Genomic DNA, 17,660 nt, shown 5'->3' on the forward strand with positions numbered 1-17,660 from the left:
AAAGAAATTAAATTGAGACTCAGCTAAATTTATTAAAAATATTGATGTGATATAACGAATAAGAGAGTACGAAATTAACAGCTTGAGGGAGTCACGATGACCCATAATGTTTTAGCTTACGCAGCGCTTGATTCTAAAAGTCCATTGGTTCCATATACGTTTCAGCAACGTCAAGCTCGCCCAGATGATGTCATTATTGATATTGAATACTGCGGTGTATGTCATTCTGACTTACATCAAGCGCGTAATGATTGGGGTTTTAGTCGTTACCCAATTGTACCGGGTCATGAAGTAATTGGTCGTGTAAAAAGCATCGGAGCATCGGTAACGAAGTTTAAGGTTGGAGATCTGGTCGGAATCGGGTGTATGGTAGATTCATGTCGTACTTGTTCAGCTTGTCACCAAGGTTTGGAGCAATATTGTGAAGCTGGCAATACACAAACGTATGGTAGTTTAGATCGCCATGATCAAACACCTACTTATGGAGGCTACGCACAAACGATCATTGCGAGCCAAGATTTTGTATTGAAAGTACCTGAAAATTTAGATACTCAATCCATTGCACCCATCTTATGTGCAGGGATCACGACATGGTCGCCGTTAAAACATTGGAATGTCGGTAAAGGCTCTAAAGTGGCTGTTGTTGGACTCGGTGGTTTAGGTCATATGGCGATTAAACTTGCTCATGCGCTTGGTGCAGAAGTGACTTTATTTACACGATCAGCAAATAAAGAACAGGATGCACGTGATTTAGGTGCAGATCATGTCGTGTTATCAACAGATCCAACACAAATGAAATCAGTGAAAAATCAGTTTGATTTAATTATTGATACTGTGCCTTATGATCATGATCTAAAGCCTTATATTCCGACACTTGCATTGAGTGGGACACTAGTATTGGTAGGCTATCTCGGAGAATTTAGCAGCAATTCCGTACCCATGATTATGGGAAGAAAATCAATCGCTGGATCGGTGATCGGTGGGATTCAAGAAACTCAAGAACTACTTGATTTTTGTGGTCAGCACAATATCGTGTCAGATGTTGAAGTCATTGATATGCAAAATATTAATGAGGCATTTGAGCGAATGCTTCAAAGTGATGTGAAATATCGTTTTGTGATTGATATGAAAAGTCTACAAGCCAGCTAATCCATTAAGCTCCTGTAGCAGAAAAGAAGCGGCAATCAGCCGCTTCTTTAGCTATTGTTTTAGAAGAAACCCATTGGTTTAGTTGAGTAACTCACCAATAAATTTTTAGTTTGTTGGTAATGATCCAGCATCATTTTATGATTTTCACGACCAATCCCTGATTTTTTATAACCACCAAAAGCAGCATGAGCAGGGTAGATATGGTAGCAATTTGTCCAGACTCGACCTGATTGAATTGCACGTCCTGCACGATATGAAGTATGCGCTGATCGTGACCAAACACCAGCACCTAATCCATAAATGGTGTCATTGGCAATGTTGATAGCATCGTTGAAATCTTTAAATGTTGTCACAGCCAAAACTGGTCCAAAAATTTCTTCTTGGAATGTTTTCATGCTGTTATTGCCTTTGAAAATTGTCGGCTCAATATAAAAACCTTGTCCAATTTCTTCACGTGCTTGACCACCTGTAAGAATTTGAGCACCTTCTTCACGACCTGTCGCAATACAACCTAAAATTTTATCTTGTTGCTCTTGCGAGGCTTGAGCACCAATCATGGTTTCTGTATCAAGTGGATGTCCCGTTTTAATTCGCTTCACGCGCTCTACAGCCATCTCTAAGAATTTATCAGCAATACTTTCCTGGACTAAAGCGCGTGATGGACAAGTACAAATTTCTCCCTGATTCAGGGCAAACATGGCAAAACCTTCAAGCGCTTTATCTAGATATTCATCATCCTTATCCATGATGTCTTCGAAGAAAATATTTGGAGATTTGCCACCCAGTTCTAATGTCACTGGAATAATATTTTCGGTGGCATATTGCATAATTAATTGACCAACCGCAGTTGAGCCAGTAAATGCAATTTTTGAAATACGTGGATTTGTGGCAAGAGGGCGTCCTACTTCAACACCATAACCATTGACGATATTCAGCACACCTGGTGGTAAAATATCTTGTATCAGTTCAACTAAAACTAGAATACTGACAGGAGTTTGCTCAGCTGGTTTTAAGACAATACAGTTCCCCGCTGCTAATGCAGGAGCAAGTTTCCAGGCCGCCATTAAAATCGGAAAGTTCCAAGGAATAATCTGTCCAACGACACCCAACGGCTCATGAAAATGGTAAGCGATAGTATCTTCATCAATTTCTGAAATACCACCTTCTTGTGCGCGGATACAGCCAGCAAAATAGCGGAAATGGTCAATACATAGTGGAATATCTGCAGCTAAGGTTTCTCGGATAGGTTTACCATTGTCCCATGTTTCTGCCACAGCAAGTAATTCTAGATTCTCTTCTAAGCGATCTGCTATTTTTAATAAAATGTTAGAGCGAGTTGTTGCAGACGTTTTGTTCCATTCAGTTTTAGCGGCATGAGCTGCGTCTAAAGCGAGCTCAATATCCTCGACTGAAGAACGGGGAACTCGAGTAAAGACTTTCCCATCTACGGGAGAAAGATTATCAAAATACTCACCTTTTACTGGAGGAACCCATTTCCCACCAATGAAATTTTCGTATTGTGCTTTAAATTGAACTTTAGAATCTGGTTGATTGGGATCAGCGTAGCGCATAGTGTCCATCCTTTGGTTGTGCTATAAAGTTATGGAAAATATCTTCGTCTTTGGTATTAGATATCTTCTATTATTGATGAGTTAACATAACCACTATAAGGTTGGAAAAAGGTTGGAATGATGAAGGTTTACAACTGATCAACAAATACTATAACTATAATAAGTACAACATATGCATATTGGGAAATGTTGAGATAATAAGGAATGAACTCAATGCAGACTCTTATCAAGCAAAGACAACAAATAGAAACACTTAGAGAGAAAATCAGTCTTTCAACTGTACAGGCGAAACAACTTGGTCAGCATATTTTAAAGTCTTGGCAAAGATCGAAGTTGGCAGAAATTCCGAAAGAGCGAATGGTAGCGCCGTTGATCACAACGAGTACTGTTGAAAGTAACAGCCTAAATCAAGCATTGAAAATATGTGAACAAGAGTTAAAACATGTTGCACAACAATCATCTATGGTACTTGCGGTAGGCGATATCAACAGCACCATTATTTGGACGGAAGCTAGTCAACAAATGCGTAAGGCTGCAGAACGTGTTCACTTTATTGAAGGAGGTCAATGGCGGGAGGAAGTGGTTGGAACCAATGCTTTAGCATTAACCTTGAAAACTGAAAAATCAAGTTGTGTGTTTTCAAATGAACACTATATGGAGTCTATTCATGATTGGGTGTGCTATGCAGCGCCAATTGTTGATCCATTTTCGAAGCAACTCATTGGTGTATTAGATTTATCAACGACATGGGATCATCACAATAGTTTTGGACTACTCGCAGCAGAACGTTGTGCATCTTTAATACAATCAGCATTACTGAATTATCAACGCCAACATTTATTTATTCGTACCTTTGGAATTCCTCAAGTCATATTTAACGGACGTACCTTGGTGGTTACCCCTAGACAGATTGAAATTTTGACAATATTGGCATTATGTCCTCAAGGGCTTAGCTTAGATTCGCTTCATCAAGCTTTGTATGGGGAACGCAAGGTAAGCATGGGAACTTTAAAAGCTGAAATGTCGCAGCTTCGAGATTTATTGGGTGGAATGTTAGGCTCAAGACCCTATAAATTACTGGCGCATATTGAGGCTGATTTCCTCCAAATCGAAAATGCTTTAGACGTTGGATTTATTGATAAAGCTTTACAGCAGGTCAATGGTGTAATGCTCTCCAAAACTGAAAGCCCATTCTTATGTTCTTGGCGAAATTGTCTAGATTCGCGTCTAAGCGAAGCAATTTTTAACTATTCTGATGTTGAAGTGCTTTTAAAATACATTGCACGAAATCCTGATGCAGTTGATGCAATGGAGCGTTTAATGGAGTTATCACCGCAAGATCATTCAACGCAACAACTTTTACAGCACTATCATAATTGAGCCGAATTAAAGTAAAACACAACGACCTAAAGCATATTCTTCGTATTGTTAACGTATTTTATTCTCATTTTTTTATACCTACAAAATTTTAAAGCCGCTGTTCCTGATGTAATGTACTACCGAATTCGATTGTGAACCAAAGAATAAAAAAAAAAAGAGAATCTGAAGTGTATCCAGATTCTCTTTTAGATCTAGCAACTCAAAAATTTACATTGCAGCTTTAAAAATATTGATGACTTGTTGGAGATCTGCTTTACGTGGGTTAGTGAGCATGCAGGCATCTTTTTGTGCATTTTGAGCCATCACTTCTAAATCTTCCTCTTTAACCGAAAGCTCTTTTAATCCTGTTGGAATGCCAATGGATTGAGAGAGGATTTTGATCGCATCAATTGCTGCATATGCAGCTTCATTAATGGTTAATCCTTCAATATTTACACCCATTAATTCAGCTATTTTGGCATAACGATCAGGGCAGGCAATTAAGTTGAACTCACAGACATGAGGGAGCAAAATCGCGTTACATACACCATGCGGAAGATTATAAAAACCGCCTAATTGGTGAGCCATGGCATGTACATAACCTAAAGAGGCGTTATTAAATGCCATGCCTGCCAAATATTGTGCATAACTCATTGCATCACGTGCTTCAATATTCTCACCATTAGCAACCGCAGGACTCAGCCATTGACTGATCATGCTGATGGCTTTTTCAGCACAGGCATCTGTAATTGGATTCGCTGCTGTTGAAACATAGGCTTCGACGGCATGAGTAAGCGCATCCATACCTGTTGCAGCTGTCAACGCTGCAGGTTTTGCGATCATTAGTTTAGGATCATCTATGGCAATGAGTGGAGTGCAACGCCAATCTACGATTGCCATTTTTACATGAGTTTCTGTATTGGTAATAATACAGAAACGCGTCATTTCCGAAGCAGTTCCTGCAGTTGTGTTGATTGCAATAAGAGGTGTCATCGGAACGGTACTTTTATCGATTCCTTCATAGTCGCGAATGTGCCCACCACCTGCAGTCACTAAACCAATACCTTTAGCACAATCGTGTGAAGAGCCACCACCTAAAGAAATAATAAAATCACAAGCATTATTATTGTAGGCTTCCACACCATCATGGACATTAATATCAGTCGGATTAGGCTCAGCACCAGCAAATATGTAGCTCTCCACTTGCGCTTCTTTTAAATAGCCAGCGATGATATCTGCGACACCAAATTTGTATAAACCTGCATCAGTCACAATCAGTGCTTTTTTAGCCCCTAAATTTTGAGCTTTGTTTCCAACTTCTTTAGCACTACCTGGTCCGAAAAGTGAAACACAAGGGATATAAAAACCGTTTGTTTGGTCTGCAATATTTTTAAAAGCCATGGTGAGATTCCTTTTACCATTTATTGTTGTGTTCGGTGATATTTACCGTGTTTGCAGTATTGGACACTCTTGCGATGATGTGTACCTACCAAATACCAACCCAATTTCTCCATGGCTCAAAACAAGAAACAGCAAGCAAGAAATAATATTTCAAATGGGTGAAAAGGAGATTGGTCGCAAAGGTCTGTGAAGAGATGGGAAGGTCGAAGAATAGAAATATTGTATGACCAAGAGAAAGTCCATTCAGCTTGATCAATACACATTAACAATCAAGACCAGTAAAATGAGGTCTTAGATGAACAGAATTTAGAGATTTTTTGAAGCAAGCCAAGCGAAGAGTTGGTCATATACTTGCTGACGAACCAGTTTTTTTGAAAGAACCAAATCATGCAGACCATCTTTAATTGTCATTACAGTGACATCACCTTGAAATGCTTTTGCATATTTTTCGATCGTTTTTACATCTAAAATCACATCAGAGGTCTGAGCATCAATGTTATATTTCTTGGGATTGGTCGTGCGACTTGAGTGCATAACAAGAAGCGGAACTGAAATTTTAGGACCAGATTGGATTTTCTGTTGTGCTTTCACAACAGCACCGATAAAACTCAAATACACTTTGGTGTAGGTTTTAGGTTTAAGCTTGAGATCAAAACTCCATTCGCCATTTAAATTTTCGTGCAAACTCTTCACGTAAAATTTATTTAATTCACTTGGTAATTGCATCAACGGAAATTGCTGAGCTAATTTTGCAATCATTGGAAGCGCATATTTCTTTTTCAAGACATTCATATTGAAATCATAAAATGGACTGTTGGCCCAGATTGCTTTAATCAATGGATGATCAGGGTGTCGAATTGAAAAATAAGTGGCAGTTAAACCGCCTGTAGAATGACCGCATAATAATACCGATTCATTCCCCTCACTTTGAATTGCATTCAATGCGGCATGAATATCTTCATCATATTCGGTTAGGTCTTTCACAAAATAAGGTTTTTGATGCGGAAGTAGTGATCTACCGTATTTTCTAAGGTCAATGGCGTAAAAATGAAAACCTTGGGCATTAAATTTTTTCGCCATTTCTTGTTGGAAGAAATAATCAATAAAGCCATGGATATACAGCACAGCTTTAGTTGATGGAATATCTGATGGACGACGTACTAATGTTGCAATAACCTCACCATCATAATCAGGCGAAAATTTGAAAATATGTTGCTCAAATTTTTCACCTAAAATGTCGGGTTGGTAGTGTAGCGTGGTCTCAGCACTCTTTTTTTCGATCATCTATTGATTCATTCCCTGATTCAAAACTGTTTAGGTTGATTATAAATATTCTTTTAAAAGTTGTTCTGTCTCGTCAAACAATCGCTGAGCTAAACTACGATTTTTCGCATGTGCAGATTGAAAAGCTGGTGTTTGCAAACTTTTGTATTGACCTGTTTTCTTAGACCATTCAGGTGATAACGCAATTTGATGAATAAGATTTGCTGGTTTGTTGGGTGAGATTAAGAACAATTTTAAAGCGCGATATTGATAGTTAGGAAGCTCGCGATAAATTTCGGAATCCACACCACCTGGATGAATTGCATTACTGGTGATAGATGTGCCTCTGAGCTTTTCAGCTAAGGCATGACTAAATAGTAAATTTGCTAATTTACTATTTCCATAGCTGAGTACACCGTTATACTTTTTAACAGAATGAAATTTAAATTGATGTGTGTTAATTTTACCCAGAACATGCATCATGGATGCAAGATGAATGATACGGCCTGAAGGCGCGTTTTGAAGTAAAGGTAACAATTGTATTGTCCACACAAAATGTCCTAGATAATTGACACCTATTTGTTTTTCAAAACCATTAGCCGTTTCTTCTAGTTTAGGCGTCATCAGACCTGCATTGTTGACCAAAATATCAATCTGTGAATATTTTTCTTTTAAAGTTTGTGCTGCAGATTTGACTTGATTTAAATCATTTAAATCTAATTCTACAATATCAATTTGACCATGACCTTTGGTGCTGATTTCTGCTTTAGCTTTCTGAGCTTTATCCAAATTACGACAAGCAAGCACGACGTGATGACCATCTTCAACAAATTTTTTTGCTGTCGCTAATCCAATTCCTGTATTTGCACCTGTAATCACCACTGTTTTCATTATTGTCTCTAAAGTTCTTAGTATGAGATTGTTTTAATACAGTCAGAGCAGTGAGTCAAACCTACTTTCAAGAAATTTTCATATAATTGCTGCATGATACGAACTGCTAATGTGACTCATACAAAAGTTACAGAATCTGAATAGCACAACTCATTTTAAGATAGAATAATGTGGTTATATCGTTGTTATTTTTAAAAATCTTCCAGTCTTTCATATTTAGGCAAACTGTATGCTGGCGTGTCCTCCGCAAAATCCAAAGCAACGTCATCAATATACTGCACAGGCATTAATTGATCATTGCGATACACTCAAAGCCGTATTTCAGGATCAGTGGTTATATCTATGGACGATTACGCCTGAAAATTTATTCGTAATTGATCAGGAAAATAATAGCTTAGTTATCGCAGATGGACTGCTCACAGTTGAGTGTATCTATGATTATAAAATTCAATTTTATACATCCCACGCAAATGTCGAGATTCAAAAAATTGCGGATTTTATGTTCAATGATTTTTGTTTTATCTTTAATCATAAGGCCTCACATCATTCTCTATATTTAAAAACGAAAGTGCAGTTATTTCGTCAAATGTTGGTAGAAGAAGTCTTTAAATGGGTCGATGGAGAAAATCGTGTTGAACAATGCCTTTATAATTTGACCGATCAGCAAGCGATGCAGTTAGATCGAATCATGATGCAAAGTGAGTATTATGATGAACCTCATTTGCTGAATTTCAGTCGATTTGGTGCTGAAATACCTTTGGAAGTTGAACTGAATTTTAAACATCTGTGCTTGGTCAATTCAGTCATGGGAGATAATTTTCTTGCAGTGCAAAAATTGATCCCAGTATACGATCGGTTAAGCACTTCAGCAGAATTAATGTTGCCAAAACGGTTATATCGTATGGCACAAATTTCTTTCGAAGAACAATTTAGCTTATCTCAATTGGTAGACTTAGAGCCTGATTTCAATTTACTCAAACAGCATAACGAGCAAACACCGCATTTATTAGGTTTTACACGTTGGATCAAACGAGGGTATTGGCAGTATCAAGATATTTTCAATAAACAAAATTTTTTAAATAAAGATGTGCAGTATTGGGTAGAAGATATAGCGCAACAGTCGCCACTGTTTATACACAAAAGAGCAGTGAATTGGTTATTTAAACAAGATTATCTTGTCATCGACTGGGTAAGTGAAAATTTAAAAGATCCGAATATTCGATTGGCCGTCACCGCTTTAAGTTTTGTGGATTGCTCTAAAGTACATCCGCATGTCATACAACTCTCGATTCAATATTTTGAACAGGTTATCGGTCGTTTATTTATTTCTGAGTGTTTACGTATTTCACAGCAACAAGCATGGTTTGAACTATCTGCTGAGCATCATTCATATGCATTGAATGAGGCACAAAATGCTCAAGATTTTAAAAAATCACAGCCACTCACGGCTTCTATTTTATATCTCAAGGAATGGTTGGACTTGTTATGGTCATTGGATCAGCAAGGATTGAGTTCAGTGAAATATGTCTTTAAACGTATTTCTCAAGTGATGCAGTCTTATATGTTGTTTTTAAATGACTTAGTTAAAGATCTGCCTGATGAAATCATCAAATTTATTGAGCCCTCAACACAACATCAAACGCATTTTCATTTCTTAATGCAGCAGTATCATATCAATCTAGATGAGTTTAGGCAGCGCTTTAAGCATCCAAATTCTCAATATAACCGCAGCAATAGTATTTTTGACTCTTATATCGCAGATTATCTCATTGATTTTTTTCAACAAGATCGAACCATTGCGAAAAACATGACTTGGTCTGCATGGTATCAGCAAGCAATACGTTGGCATCAACATTTACATTATGTTGATACATTGACGACTTTGAAATTGCGACATGCTGAGAGTCATTGGAAACGAGTATCACCGCAAGCAGTTATGTATACAGAGAATTGGAAATTTGAGGAGTTGAATGAATTAGAGCAAATTATTCAAGAATCTGTAAATTATAAACATTGTTTGGCTTTATCTTATACCCAAAGAATTATTGATGGTGAATATGTGGCGTTCCATATGTCAAATTTGCATGATCCCTCACAGCATTTGACACTCGGTTGTTTTTTTAAATTCGATCAGCTTCATTTTGACCAACTGCGTTTGCCCAATAATGAAGTTGCTGATCTAAAGGTTGTGAGGGCAGCCAAAGAGTTTGTACATCAAGTCAATGAAATGTTGATTTGGAATTTTGGAGATCCTGAACAAATCAACAACTGATGCGCCTTAAATTGACGTATTCACGCGTTACCATGATCATAAGACTGATTTTTGGCTTAACTTTTTGATGAAATGTCGTTAGGCTATGAGCGTTTAAATTAGGTTAAGCACATATGAAACAAGAAACTGCACTGAAGTTAATGAAAGCAGGAGAAAATGTCTTTTTGACAGGTTCTGCGGGTGCAGGAAAAACGTATACGCTTAATCAATATATTAATTATCTTAAGGCACGAAAAGTTTCAGTCGCCATTACCGCATCTACAGGCATTGCAGCCACACACATGAATGGGATGACCATTCATACGTGGGCGGGGATCGGGATCAAAGATTTTTTATCAGATGATGATCTAAAACGCATGAAAGAGCGTAAATATCTCAAAGAGCATTTAGAAAATGCGCAGGTATTGATCATTGATGAAATTTCGATGCTACATGCGAAGCAGCTTAATTTAGTTAATCAAGTGCTCAAGTTTTTTAAAGAGTCTGATGAAGCATTTGGTGGCATACAGGTGATTGCCGCTGGAGATTTCTTCCAGTTACCACCAGTCGGACGCAATGACGAAAAAAATCGAGATAAATTCTGTTTTATGTCCCAGGCTTGGGTAGAAGCGAAATTTCGTGTTTGTTATTTAACTGAACAACATCGACAAGATGACTCAGCCTTGAATGATATTTTGAATGCAATTCGTGCACAAAATATTCAAGCCGAGCATATTCAAGCTTTACAACAAACGCGTGAGCAAGATATTGGTGAAACATTTACACGTTTGTATACCCATAATATGGATGTTGATGCCATTAATTACCGTCATTTAAATGAGATTGATGGGGATGGTCATCAATTTTGTGCACAAATGGATGGTAATGAAAAATTAATTGAGACATTAAAATCTTCCGTTCGTGCACCAGAAGAATTGACCTTAAAGAAACATGCCAAAGTTATGTTTGTAAAAAACAATTTTGATGTGGGTTATATCAATGGCAGCCTTGGTGAAGTCATTGGCTTTGAAGAAGTAGATGATCACGGGGTATTACCTAAAGTTAAATTAACAGACGGCACTGTTCTGGTGGTCGAACCTGAAACCTGGTCTGTTGATAATGATGCAGGAAAGACAATCGCGAGTTTTTCCCAAGTTCCTTTGCGGTTAGCTTGGGCGATTACTATTCATAAGTCTCAAGGGATGACTTTATCGGCGGCAGAAATCAATTTGGCGAATACCTTTGAAAAGGGTCAGGGCTATGTCGCCTTATCTCGTTTGAAATCTATTGATGGTCTGAGGTTGCTCGGCTTCAATGAGCAAGCATTAGAATTAGACAGTTTAGCAATTAAAGCCGACCGAAGATTTCAAGAACTCTCTGATGAAGCAGAAGCGCATTTTGGTGATGCTGATTTAGAAGCGCAACATAAGGCATTTATTCGGCACTGTGGTGGCACACTCAATGAGCTTGAGATTAGTCGTAATGAGAAAAAAATTGCCAAAAATGCAGGCAAAGCCAATTATGCCACCGCGACTCTCGATGAAACTCGCGAGCTCTTTGAAAATGGTTATGAAATTCAGGATATTGCGGTTGAGCGTGGTTTAACGCCAGCAACCATTATTAACCACTTAGGCAAACTTCATCGTGAGCAGGGCTTAGATATCTCGGTTGCTCATCCTGGGGATGAAGTCGTTGAACAAGTACGTAAAATCTATAAAAAATTACTTAAAAGACAGAGTCCTGAACATTTCGGTGAAGATGGTGCAATCAAGTTGCGTCCGATCGTGGAAAATACCAATCCGCGTATGGGCTATGACCAAGTGAGATTAGCCTTATTATTCATTGAATAATGAGTTACGCGTTTGAAATTGATTTTTTAACACACAAGCAAAGGGAATTAAGATGCCACAGATGATCGTTGAGTATTCGGATAATATTCAAAATTTAGATGCGAAAGCGTTGCTTTTAGGCTTAAACCACGCTTTATTTGATACAGGTCTAGTGGGGCATCCTTCTGATATCAAATCACGTATTCGTGCTAATAGTGATTTCCTGATTGGTTTTGGCGAAGAGCCTCAAGCCTATATTCATGTTCGTTTAGGGATCATGACGGGGCGTAATGAAGAGCAAAAGAATCTTATTTCAGATCGCTTAAATGAGTATCTTCATAGCTTTAATGGTTATCATGCTCAAGGCTTAACGGTTCAATTGATCATTGAGTTGGCGGAAATGCCAAAAGAGCATTATCGTAAAGGTAGAGTTCAGAAGTAAGACAAAAAAGGCTGAAGTGATCTTCAGCCTTTTGTTATGCAGCAAAAGTCAGTATTTCGATATCTGCACTATTTTGAATTTTTTCAGCCGAATAGCTATAGAGTTCATCGATAAAAGCGACATTAAAACTTCCGACAGTTTGAGCCTGCGTATAAGCGAGCTTACCTGCGATGGCAAAGTGTACATGGGCAGCAATACAGGCAATGGTTGGGTTTGTTACGCCAGCATAAGCAGCAATTAATGCACCTAAGGCGCATCCTGTAGCGGTAACTTTTGGCTGTAAATGTGAACCTCCATTAATCTTAACCATACATCCATAAGACTTAGAAAGAATAAAATCAGATTCGCCAGAAATTGCGATACATTCAGAGTAATCTAATAAAGTTTTTGCCTGTTCTACTACGGCAGCGCTATCGAGGGTACTGTCTACACCCTTAGATTGATTTTGTTGTCCTGCTAAGCTCCCAATTTCTGAAGCATTACCTCGGATAATGGTGGGTTTAAACCGTAATAAATCATTTGTAATTTCACTGCGCCATGGCAAAACAGCACTATAGCCAACAGGATCTAATACCCAAGGTATATTTTTTTTGTGAGCAGTTTCTGTGGCAATTTTCATTGCGGCAACTTGTTCTGTATGAGGAGTCCCTAAATTGATACTTAAAGCTTGACTAATACTCACGAAACTTTCAGCTTCAAAAGGATTATCAATCATGGCAGGTGAGGCACCAGCAGCTAACAGTACATTTGCGACATAATTGGCAGCAACCTGATTGGTCATACAATGCACTAAAGGTTGAGTGGTTTTTAACAGATGCCATGCTTCAATGACCTGTTTAAGAATCTCTAGGGTTTGAACCTCAATATCTTTTGGAGCATTTGCTATAAAGTTTTCTGGATGATTCATAGTCGTTCGCTAGCGTGTAAAATAGTGGTCTTGGTGATTACAATTACGACAAATTAAACTGACATAGTCATCTGCGTCATAATCCACAGAAAGTTCATTCGAGCCACAATTCATACAACGTTTTTGTGAGTAGAAATTTAAACGTGGCTCGATTTTACTCCACGATCGCCAAACAGGTTGAAAAAAGATTGATTCATCATAGCCTAGAAAATGAAAAAATAAGATTTCGCTCATTTTACTTAAAGGCAAGTTAGGTAGCCTTGGCAGTGTTGAGGTTTCCCATTTTTCAGCTAAAGAACGTTCACGATATTGCTGTAAAGTCTTCTTTAAAAGGTTGGTATTGATAAAATTTTCATTACGGGCTTGGAGTGCTTTCTGATGGTGCAAATATTCAAGCGCAGTTTGAACTAAATAATAGATTTGACCCACAGCGAGAGAGTCTAATAATCTAAAACAAAAGGTTTGAAAACTCTGATTTCCAGCAATTTGAACGCCCCAAGTACGACAGTAGTATTGCGCAAATTGAATAATTTCTTGGTACAACAGAGTGTAGAGTGTACTTTTCACTTCATCACTATTTTTAAATGGTACACCTTGGCTCAGATTTTCATAAAAGAGCTGACGTAACGCTTGAGTAATACTAAACAAGCTCGGCTCTGAATAGCCGTCAAGACGGACATTAATATAGTATTGATTGAGTTCGCTCGAAAAGTCACGCGGGACAAGAATATTGTCTTTCAAAAGTTGTTTCATCAAATAATTCTGAAATAAATAACTTGGGGTAATGGTGTGATATTTAATATTTTCCCAATCAATGAATTCTTGATGTTGGGTATGCTCATGGACTTGTTGATCTAATATTGAGAGTAAAAACAACTTGTGCATAAAGCTCAGTTGATGCAAATCGAGTTCTTGTATGTCCTTATTCTTTGATGCAATTTTACGTTGTTCTTGAATGCGAGTTTCCTGCATCATTTTCTTTCGTTTTGCTGTGCATCGCTCACAATGACAGTTGCGGTTTTCATCTTGAAAGACTTGATGGTGGCAGTGAGAGCATTGATGGAATAGGATTTCTTTATCAAATTCTTCTGCTTCAATAAAGTACATACTGGCCTGACAAAGTGGACAGAAACTACTTTCATCAGCATTTTTTTGGAGAATTTGCAACATGGCAGCACTTTAATTTCAAGATGAAAGAATTATACACACGATTGTTCAACATCGCTTGATTGAGTCAGTATTGAAAACAAATCTGACTGGTGTTGCGATCAATAAAATAAGCAGGTGAATGCCTGCTTATGTGAAATATATGAATAGATCGAACCGGAAAATTATTTCCTCAAGTGTTAGATCGACCTAGATGTAGGATTTAATAGGTTAAAGGGCAAGGGAGCTCTGAATCGGAAAAATGTTGCATTTTAGCTTGGATAAGTACCTGAGATTTCTTTTGAGATAATCTCTTGATTCCGAGTGCATCATAGTTTTTCAATACAGCTGTGACTTCTGATGTTTCAATAGGCATTCCCTCGCTGGTTAAAAATGCTGCAATCACGCGATGATCAATTTTAGCAGCATCCATCATCTGCATGGTTTTGATGTTTTCTACTCTGACTATGTGGTCCCTGATGAGCATATTTCACCTCATTTATGATTTATAAGTTTTTTGATGATTACCGCTCTTAAACTGAAGCAATAATTATGCTTGAAAATAAAGAAGTGAATTTTTGTTACATTTCTATCGTACTTAGACAAGATATTTGAAACGGGTAATAAAGAAGCAAACTGTTGTTACTACAAATAAATTAAATTGAAAAAAAATGAATAGACCCATATTAAATAGATCGTCAAACACAGACAATTCGTCAATTTTGACCTATGATCAATTGACTTCACATAAAAGCATAATCGCTGTAAAGAACAGCTTATAGGACGAGTTATGAATATCGCGGCAAATCCAGTGATCGAAGCAGATCAAACGATTTTTTTGAAAGATTATCAGAAGCCAGCATTTGTCGTGGATTCGATTGAATTAAATATCCAAGTCTATGACGATCATACGATGGTGACAGGCACACTAAAAATGCAACGTCAGACTGAAGGTGATTTGGTTTTGCTTGGTCGTGAGCTTGAGTTGAAGTCAATTACACTGAATGGTCAAGAGTTAGATTCTTCGCAATATCATCTAGATGATGAACAGTTAGTGATTAAAGATGCACCTGATGATGCATGCATCGTTACAGTCGTTGAAATTCATCCTGAATCAAACACACAACTTGAAGGTTTATACCAAGCAGCATCTGATCTGTTTGTTACACAGAACGAACCAGAAGGCTTTCGTAAAATTACGTTCTATCCAGACCGTCCAGATGTGCTGTCTGTTTTCACAACACGTGTCGAAGCGGATAAGAAATTTCCAGTCCTACTGGCGAATGGTAATTTAATTGAAGCGGGTGAAGTAGGCGAAGGACGCCATTATACCATTTGGCAAGATCCAACCAAGAAACCAGCCTATCTCTTTGCATGTGTCATTGGAGATTTAGCGGTATTAAAAGATCGTTACGTCACGTCTGAAGGTCGTGATGTAGCCCTAGAAATTTATGCTGAAGAAAAAGATATTCCGAAGTGCCATATTGCCATGGAAGCACTTAAACATTCTATGCGTTGGGATGAAGAGCACTATGGATTACCTTATGATTTAGACAATTATATGATTGTCGCGACCAGTGCATTCAATATGGGTGCAATGGAAAACAAAGGGCTTAATATTTTTAACACATCATGTGTTTTAGCTGATGAAGAATACACGACTGATGCTGCGATTATGCGTGTTCAATCTGTTATCGCTCATGAATATTTCCATAACTGGACGGGTAATCGTATTACTTGCCGAGACTGGTTCCAACTTTGTCTGAAAGAAGGTTTAACCGTTTTCCGTGATCAATCTTTTTCTGAGGATTTGCAGTCTGCTGCTGTTCAACGAATTGATGATGTAGCAGTGCTTAAAGCGCACCAATTCCCTGAGGATTCAGGCCCATTGTCTCATCCTCCACGTCCAGATCATTTCGTAGAAATTAATAACTTTTATACAGCGACTGTGTATGAAAAAGGTGCAGAAATTAACCGAATGATGGCGACTTTATTAGGTAAAGAAAAATTCCGTAAAGGAACGGATGAGTATTTCCGTCGCCATGATGGTCAAGCTGTGACTGTGGAAGATTGGGTTGCTGCATTATCAGCAGGTTCTGGTGTGGATTTATCAGGATTTTTAACTTGGTATAACCAACCGGGCACACCTAAGCTTGAAGCCAAAGGTGAGTATGATGCTGAGCAGAAAACTTATCGTTTAAACTTTAAGCAAAGTTTAAAACCACATCCAAAATATCCAAACTTAAAAGCGGTTCCAATTCCTGTCGCTTTGGCTTTGTTTGATGAACACACTGGTGAGCAACTTCAACTTGAATGCTCGGCTTTGGTTGAAGATCAAGTCAAAGATGGTGTTTACTTATTCACGAATGATGAAGCAACGATCGAGTTTAAAAATGTGGCGAAGGTGCCTGTAATTTCACTATTACGAAATTTCTCTGCACCCGTGAATTTAGAGTTTAATTATACTGATGAACAGCTTGCGTTCTTATTACAGTACGAAACCAATGGCTTTAATCAGTGGCAAGCGACGCAAACATTGCTTGAGCGCATCTTACTAAATGACCAATCTGCTGACATATATATTGAAGCGATGTTAAAAACGCTACCTAGAGTAATTCAGCAAGATCCGCTGTTAGCTTCACGTTTATTTGATGTTCCGAGTGAAGGTTATTTGGGTAGTCGTATTGACCACGATTATCAACCGACAGCGATCTATGAAAAGCGTAATGCTCTATTAGATACTTTGTCTCGCCGTTTAGGTGATTTTGCTAAAGAAACTTATTTATCATTAGATCCAGCAACACAGTCAGATTTTTCCCAAGCTATGGGTACACGTGCTTTAAAGAACATCATGCTTTCTTTTATTGCGCGTCAAGGAGATGAAGCTGCATTTGACTTAGCTGAGCAACAGTATCGTCAAACACGTAATATGTCTGAACGTTTAGGTGCTTTAAAAGTGTTGGTGTGGAATGATGCACCGCAAGCTGTTGAGATTTTAGAAGATTTCTATGCGCGTTTTAAAGATGAGGCTCTATCAATGGATCAGTGGTTTATGATCCAAGCAGCTCATCCGAAAGCGACAGCAGAGACGATTCAAAAACTGACATCACATGCTGATTACGATCTTAAAGTACCTAATCGAATCCGTGCTGTAACTGGTGGTTTAAATTCAAACCCTGTGAATACTTGGAGTTTTGGGGTAGATCACATTATTCAGTTGGCTCAATATTTGGACGAAAAGAATCCGATTGTAGGCTCACGATTGTTACAACTTTTGTCACGTTGGTACACGTTAGCCCAACCTCAACAAGCCGAAGTCAAAGCGAAACTCGAAACATTGAAACCTATCGTGAAATCTAAAAATGTATCGGAAACTTTAAATAGTATGCTTGCTGTTTAAATCACAAATAAAAAACCAGTGCAATGCACTGGTTTTTTTTGACTCAACAGA

At 38.1% G+C, this 17,660-nt stretch carries 13 protein-coding genes; 6 read left to right on the top strand and 7 right to left on the bottom strand.

Features of this window, described 5'->3' with window-relative positions; translation table 11 throughout:
• Window positions 1-96 precede the first annotated feature (96 nt).
• Window positions 97-1,149 (top strand): NAD(P)-dependent alcohol dehydrogenase, encoded by a 1,053-nt coding sequence (locus AC1M83_RS02470; RefSeq protein ID WP_092766392.1) that lies wholly within the window; start codon window positions 97-99, stop codon window positions 1,147-1,149.
• Between the two features lie 59 nt (window positions 1,150-1,208).
• Here AC1M83_RS02470 and exaC read toward each other — a convergent pair whose 3' ends face one another.
• Window positions 1,209-2,720: an acetaldehyde dehydrogenase ExaC gene (gene exaC, locus AC1M83_RS02475; protein ID WP_481589916.1), complete on the bottom strand. Its 1,512-nt coding sequence runs from the start codon at window positions 2,718-2,720 to the stop codon at window positions 1,209-1,211.
• A gap of 204 nt (window positions 2,721-2,924) precedes the next feature.
• On the opposite strand from exaC, the gene AC1M83_RS02480 reads away from it, so the two are divergent.
• A complete protein-coding gene (locus AC1M83_RS02480; protein ID WP_481587118.1) occupies window positions 2,925-4,100 on the top strand; it encodes a sigma-54-dependent transcriptional regulator family protein in 1,176 nt (391 codons plus the stop codon).
• Between the two features lie 207 nt (window positions 4,101-4,307).
• Here the strand turns inward: AC1M83_RS02480 and mdh are convergent, their stop codons facing one another.
• The 3 genes from mdh to AC1M83_RS02495 form a co-directional block, all read right to left on the bottom strand.
• A complete protein-coding gene (gene mdh / locus AC1M83_RS02485; RefSeq protein ID WP_481589917.1) occupies window positions 4,308-5,480 on the bottom strand; it encodes an iron-dependent methanol dehydrogenase in 1,173 nt (390 codons plus the stop codon).
• Window positions 5,481-5,786: 306 nt separating this feature from the next.
• Window positions 5,787-6,764: an alpha/beta hydrolase gene (locus AC1M83_RS02490; protein ID WP_035263768.1), complete on the bottom strand. Its 978-nt coding sequence runs from the start codon at window positions 6,762-6,764 to the stop codon at window positions 5,787-5,789.
• 39 nt (window positions 6,765-6,803) lie between these two features.
• On the bottom strand, window positions 6,804-7,634 hold the full coding sequence (locus tag AC1M83_RS02495) for an SDR family oxidoreductase (RefSeq protein WP_481589918.1): 831 nt from the start codon (window positions 7,632-7,634) through the stop codon (window positions 6,804-6,806).
• A 229-nt stretch (window positions 7,635-7,863) separates the two neighbouring features.
• Between AC1M83_RS02495 and AC1M83_RS02500 the strand changes: the two genes are divergently transcribed.
• From AC1M83_RS02500 to AC1M83_RS02510, 3 genes are all read left to right on the top strand, one after another.
• On the top strand, window positions 7,864-9,906 hold the full coding sequence (locus tag AC1M83_RS02500; protein ID WP_481589919.1) for a hypothetical protein: 2,043 nt from the start codon (window positions 7,864-7,866) through the stop codon (window positions 9,904-9,906).
• A 113-nt stretch (window positions 9,907-10,019) separates the two neighbouring features.
• On the top strand, window positions 10,020-11,735 hold the full coding sequence (locus AC1M83_RS02505; RefSeq protein WP_481589920.1) for an AAA family ATPase: 1,716 nt from the start codon (window positions 10,020-10,022) through the stop codon (window positions 11,733-11,735).
• Between the two features lie 52 nt (window positions 11,736-11,787).
• The gene (locus AC1M83_RS02510; RefSeq protein ID WP_180027772.1) at window positions 11,788-12,156 is read left to right on the top strand and encodes a 5-carboxymethyl-2-hydroxymuconate Delta-isomerase; all 369 of its coding nucleotides are present in this window, start codon (window positions 11,788-11,790) and stop codon (window positions 12,154-12,156) included.
• A gap of 34 nt (window positions 12,157-12,190) precedes the next feature.
• Here the strand turns inward: AC1M83_RS02510 and thiM are convergent, their stop codons facing one another.
• From thiM to AC1M83_RS02525, 3 genes are all read right to left on the bottom strand, one after another.
• Window positions 12,191-13,063, bottom strand: a complete 873-nt coding sequence (gene thiM, locus AC1M83_RS02515) for a hydroxyethylthiazole kinase (RefSeq protein WP_481589921.1) — start codon at window positions 13,061-13,063, stop codon at window positions 12,191-12,193.
• Window positions 13,064-13,072: 9 nt separating this feature from the next.
• Complete coding sequence (locus AC1M83_RS02520; protein ID WP_481589922.1) at window positions 13,073-14,233, bottom strand: hypothetical protein; 1,161 nt, start codon at window positions 14,231-14,233, stop codon at window positions 13,073-13,075.
• 199 nt (window positions 14,234-14,432) lie between these two features.
• Entirely contained in the window at window positions 14,433-14,696 is a 264-nt protein-coding gene (locus AC1M83_RS02525; protein ID WP_035263756.1) for a hypothetical protein, read from the bottom strand.
• Window positions 14,697-14,999: 303 nt separating this feature from the next.
• Here AC1M83_RS02525 and pepN point away from each other — a divergent pair, with 303 nt between their 5' ends.
• Window positions 15,000-17,609 carry an aminopeptidase N gene (pepN, locus tag AC1M83_RS02530; RefSeq protein ID WP_481589923.1) on the top strand — a complete coding sequence of 870 codons (2,610 nt, stop codon included), beginning with the start codon at window positions 15,000-15,002 and terminating at the stop codon, window positions 17,607-17,609.
• Window positions 17,610-17,660: the final 51 nt, after the last annotated feature.

This window comes from Acinetobacter sp. 25-47-130 (genome assembly GCF_056779705.1).

Bases quoted from the DNA above. Each gene is read 5' to 3' on its own strand.
- pepN (WP_481589923.1), top strand. From the start codon at position 15,000: ATGAATATCGCGGCAAATCCAGTGATCGAAGCAGATCAAACGATTTTT.
- AC1M83_RS02480 (WP_481587118.1), top strand. From the start codon at position 2,925: ATGAACTCAATGCAGACTCTTATCAAGCAAAGACAACAAATAGAAACA.
- AC1M83_RS02500 (WP_481589919.1), top strand. From the start codon at position 7,864: ATGCTGGCGTGTCCTCCGCAAAATCCAAAGCAACGTCATCAATATACT.
- thiM (WP_481589921.1), bottom strand. From the start codon at position 13,063: ATGAATCATCCAGAAAACTTTATAGCAAATGCTCCAAAAGATATTGAG.
- exaC (WP_481589916.1), bottom strand. From the start codon at position 2,720: ATGCGCTACGCTGATCCCAATCAACCAGATTCTAAAGTTCAATTTAAA.
- AC1M83_RS02490 (WP_035263768.1), bottom strand. From the start codon at position 6,764: ATGATCGAAAAAAAGAGTGCTGAGACCACGCTACACTACCAACCCGAC.
- AC1M83_RS02495 (WP_481589918.1), bottom strand. From the start codon at position 7,634: ATGAAAACAGTGGTGATTACAGGTGCAAATACAGGAATTGGATTAGCG.
- AC1M83_RS02470 (WP_092766392.1), top strand. From the start codon at position 97: ATGACCCATAATGTTTTAGCTTACGCAGCGCTTGATTCTAAAAGTCCA.
- AC1M83_RS02525 (WP_035263756.1), bottom strand. From the start codon at position 14,696: ATGCTCATCAGGGACCACATAGTCAGAGTAGAAAACATCAAAACCATG.
- mdh (WP_481589917.1), bottom strand. From the start codon at position 5,480: ATGGCTTTTAAAAATATTGCAGACCAAACAAACGGTTTTTATATCCCT.
- AC1M83_RS02505 (WP_481589920.1), top strand. From the start codon at position 10,020: ATGAAACAAGAAACTGCACTGAAGTTAATGAAAGCAGGAGAAAATGTC.
- AC1M83_RS02520 (WP_481589922.1), bottom strand. From the start codon at position 14,233: ATGTTGCAAATTCTCCAAAAAAATGCTGATGAAAGTAGTTTCTGTCCA.
- AC1M83_RS02510 (WP_180027772.1), top strand. From the start codon at position 11,788: ATGCCACAGATGATCGTTGAGTATTCGGATAATATTCAAAATTTAGAT.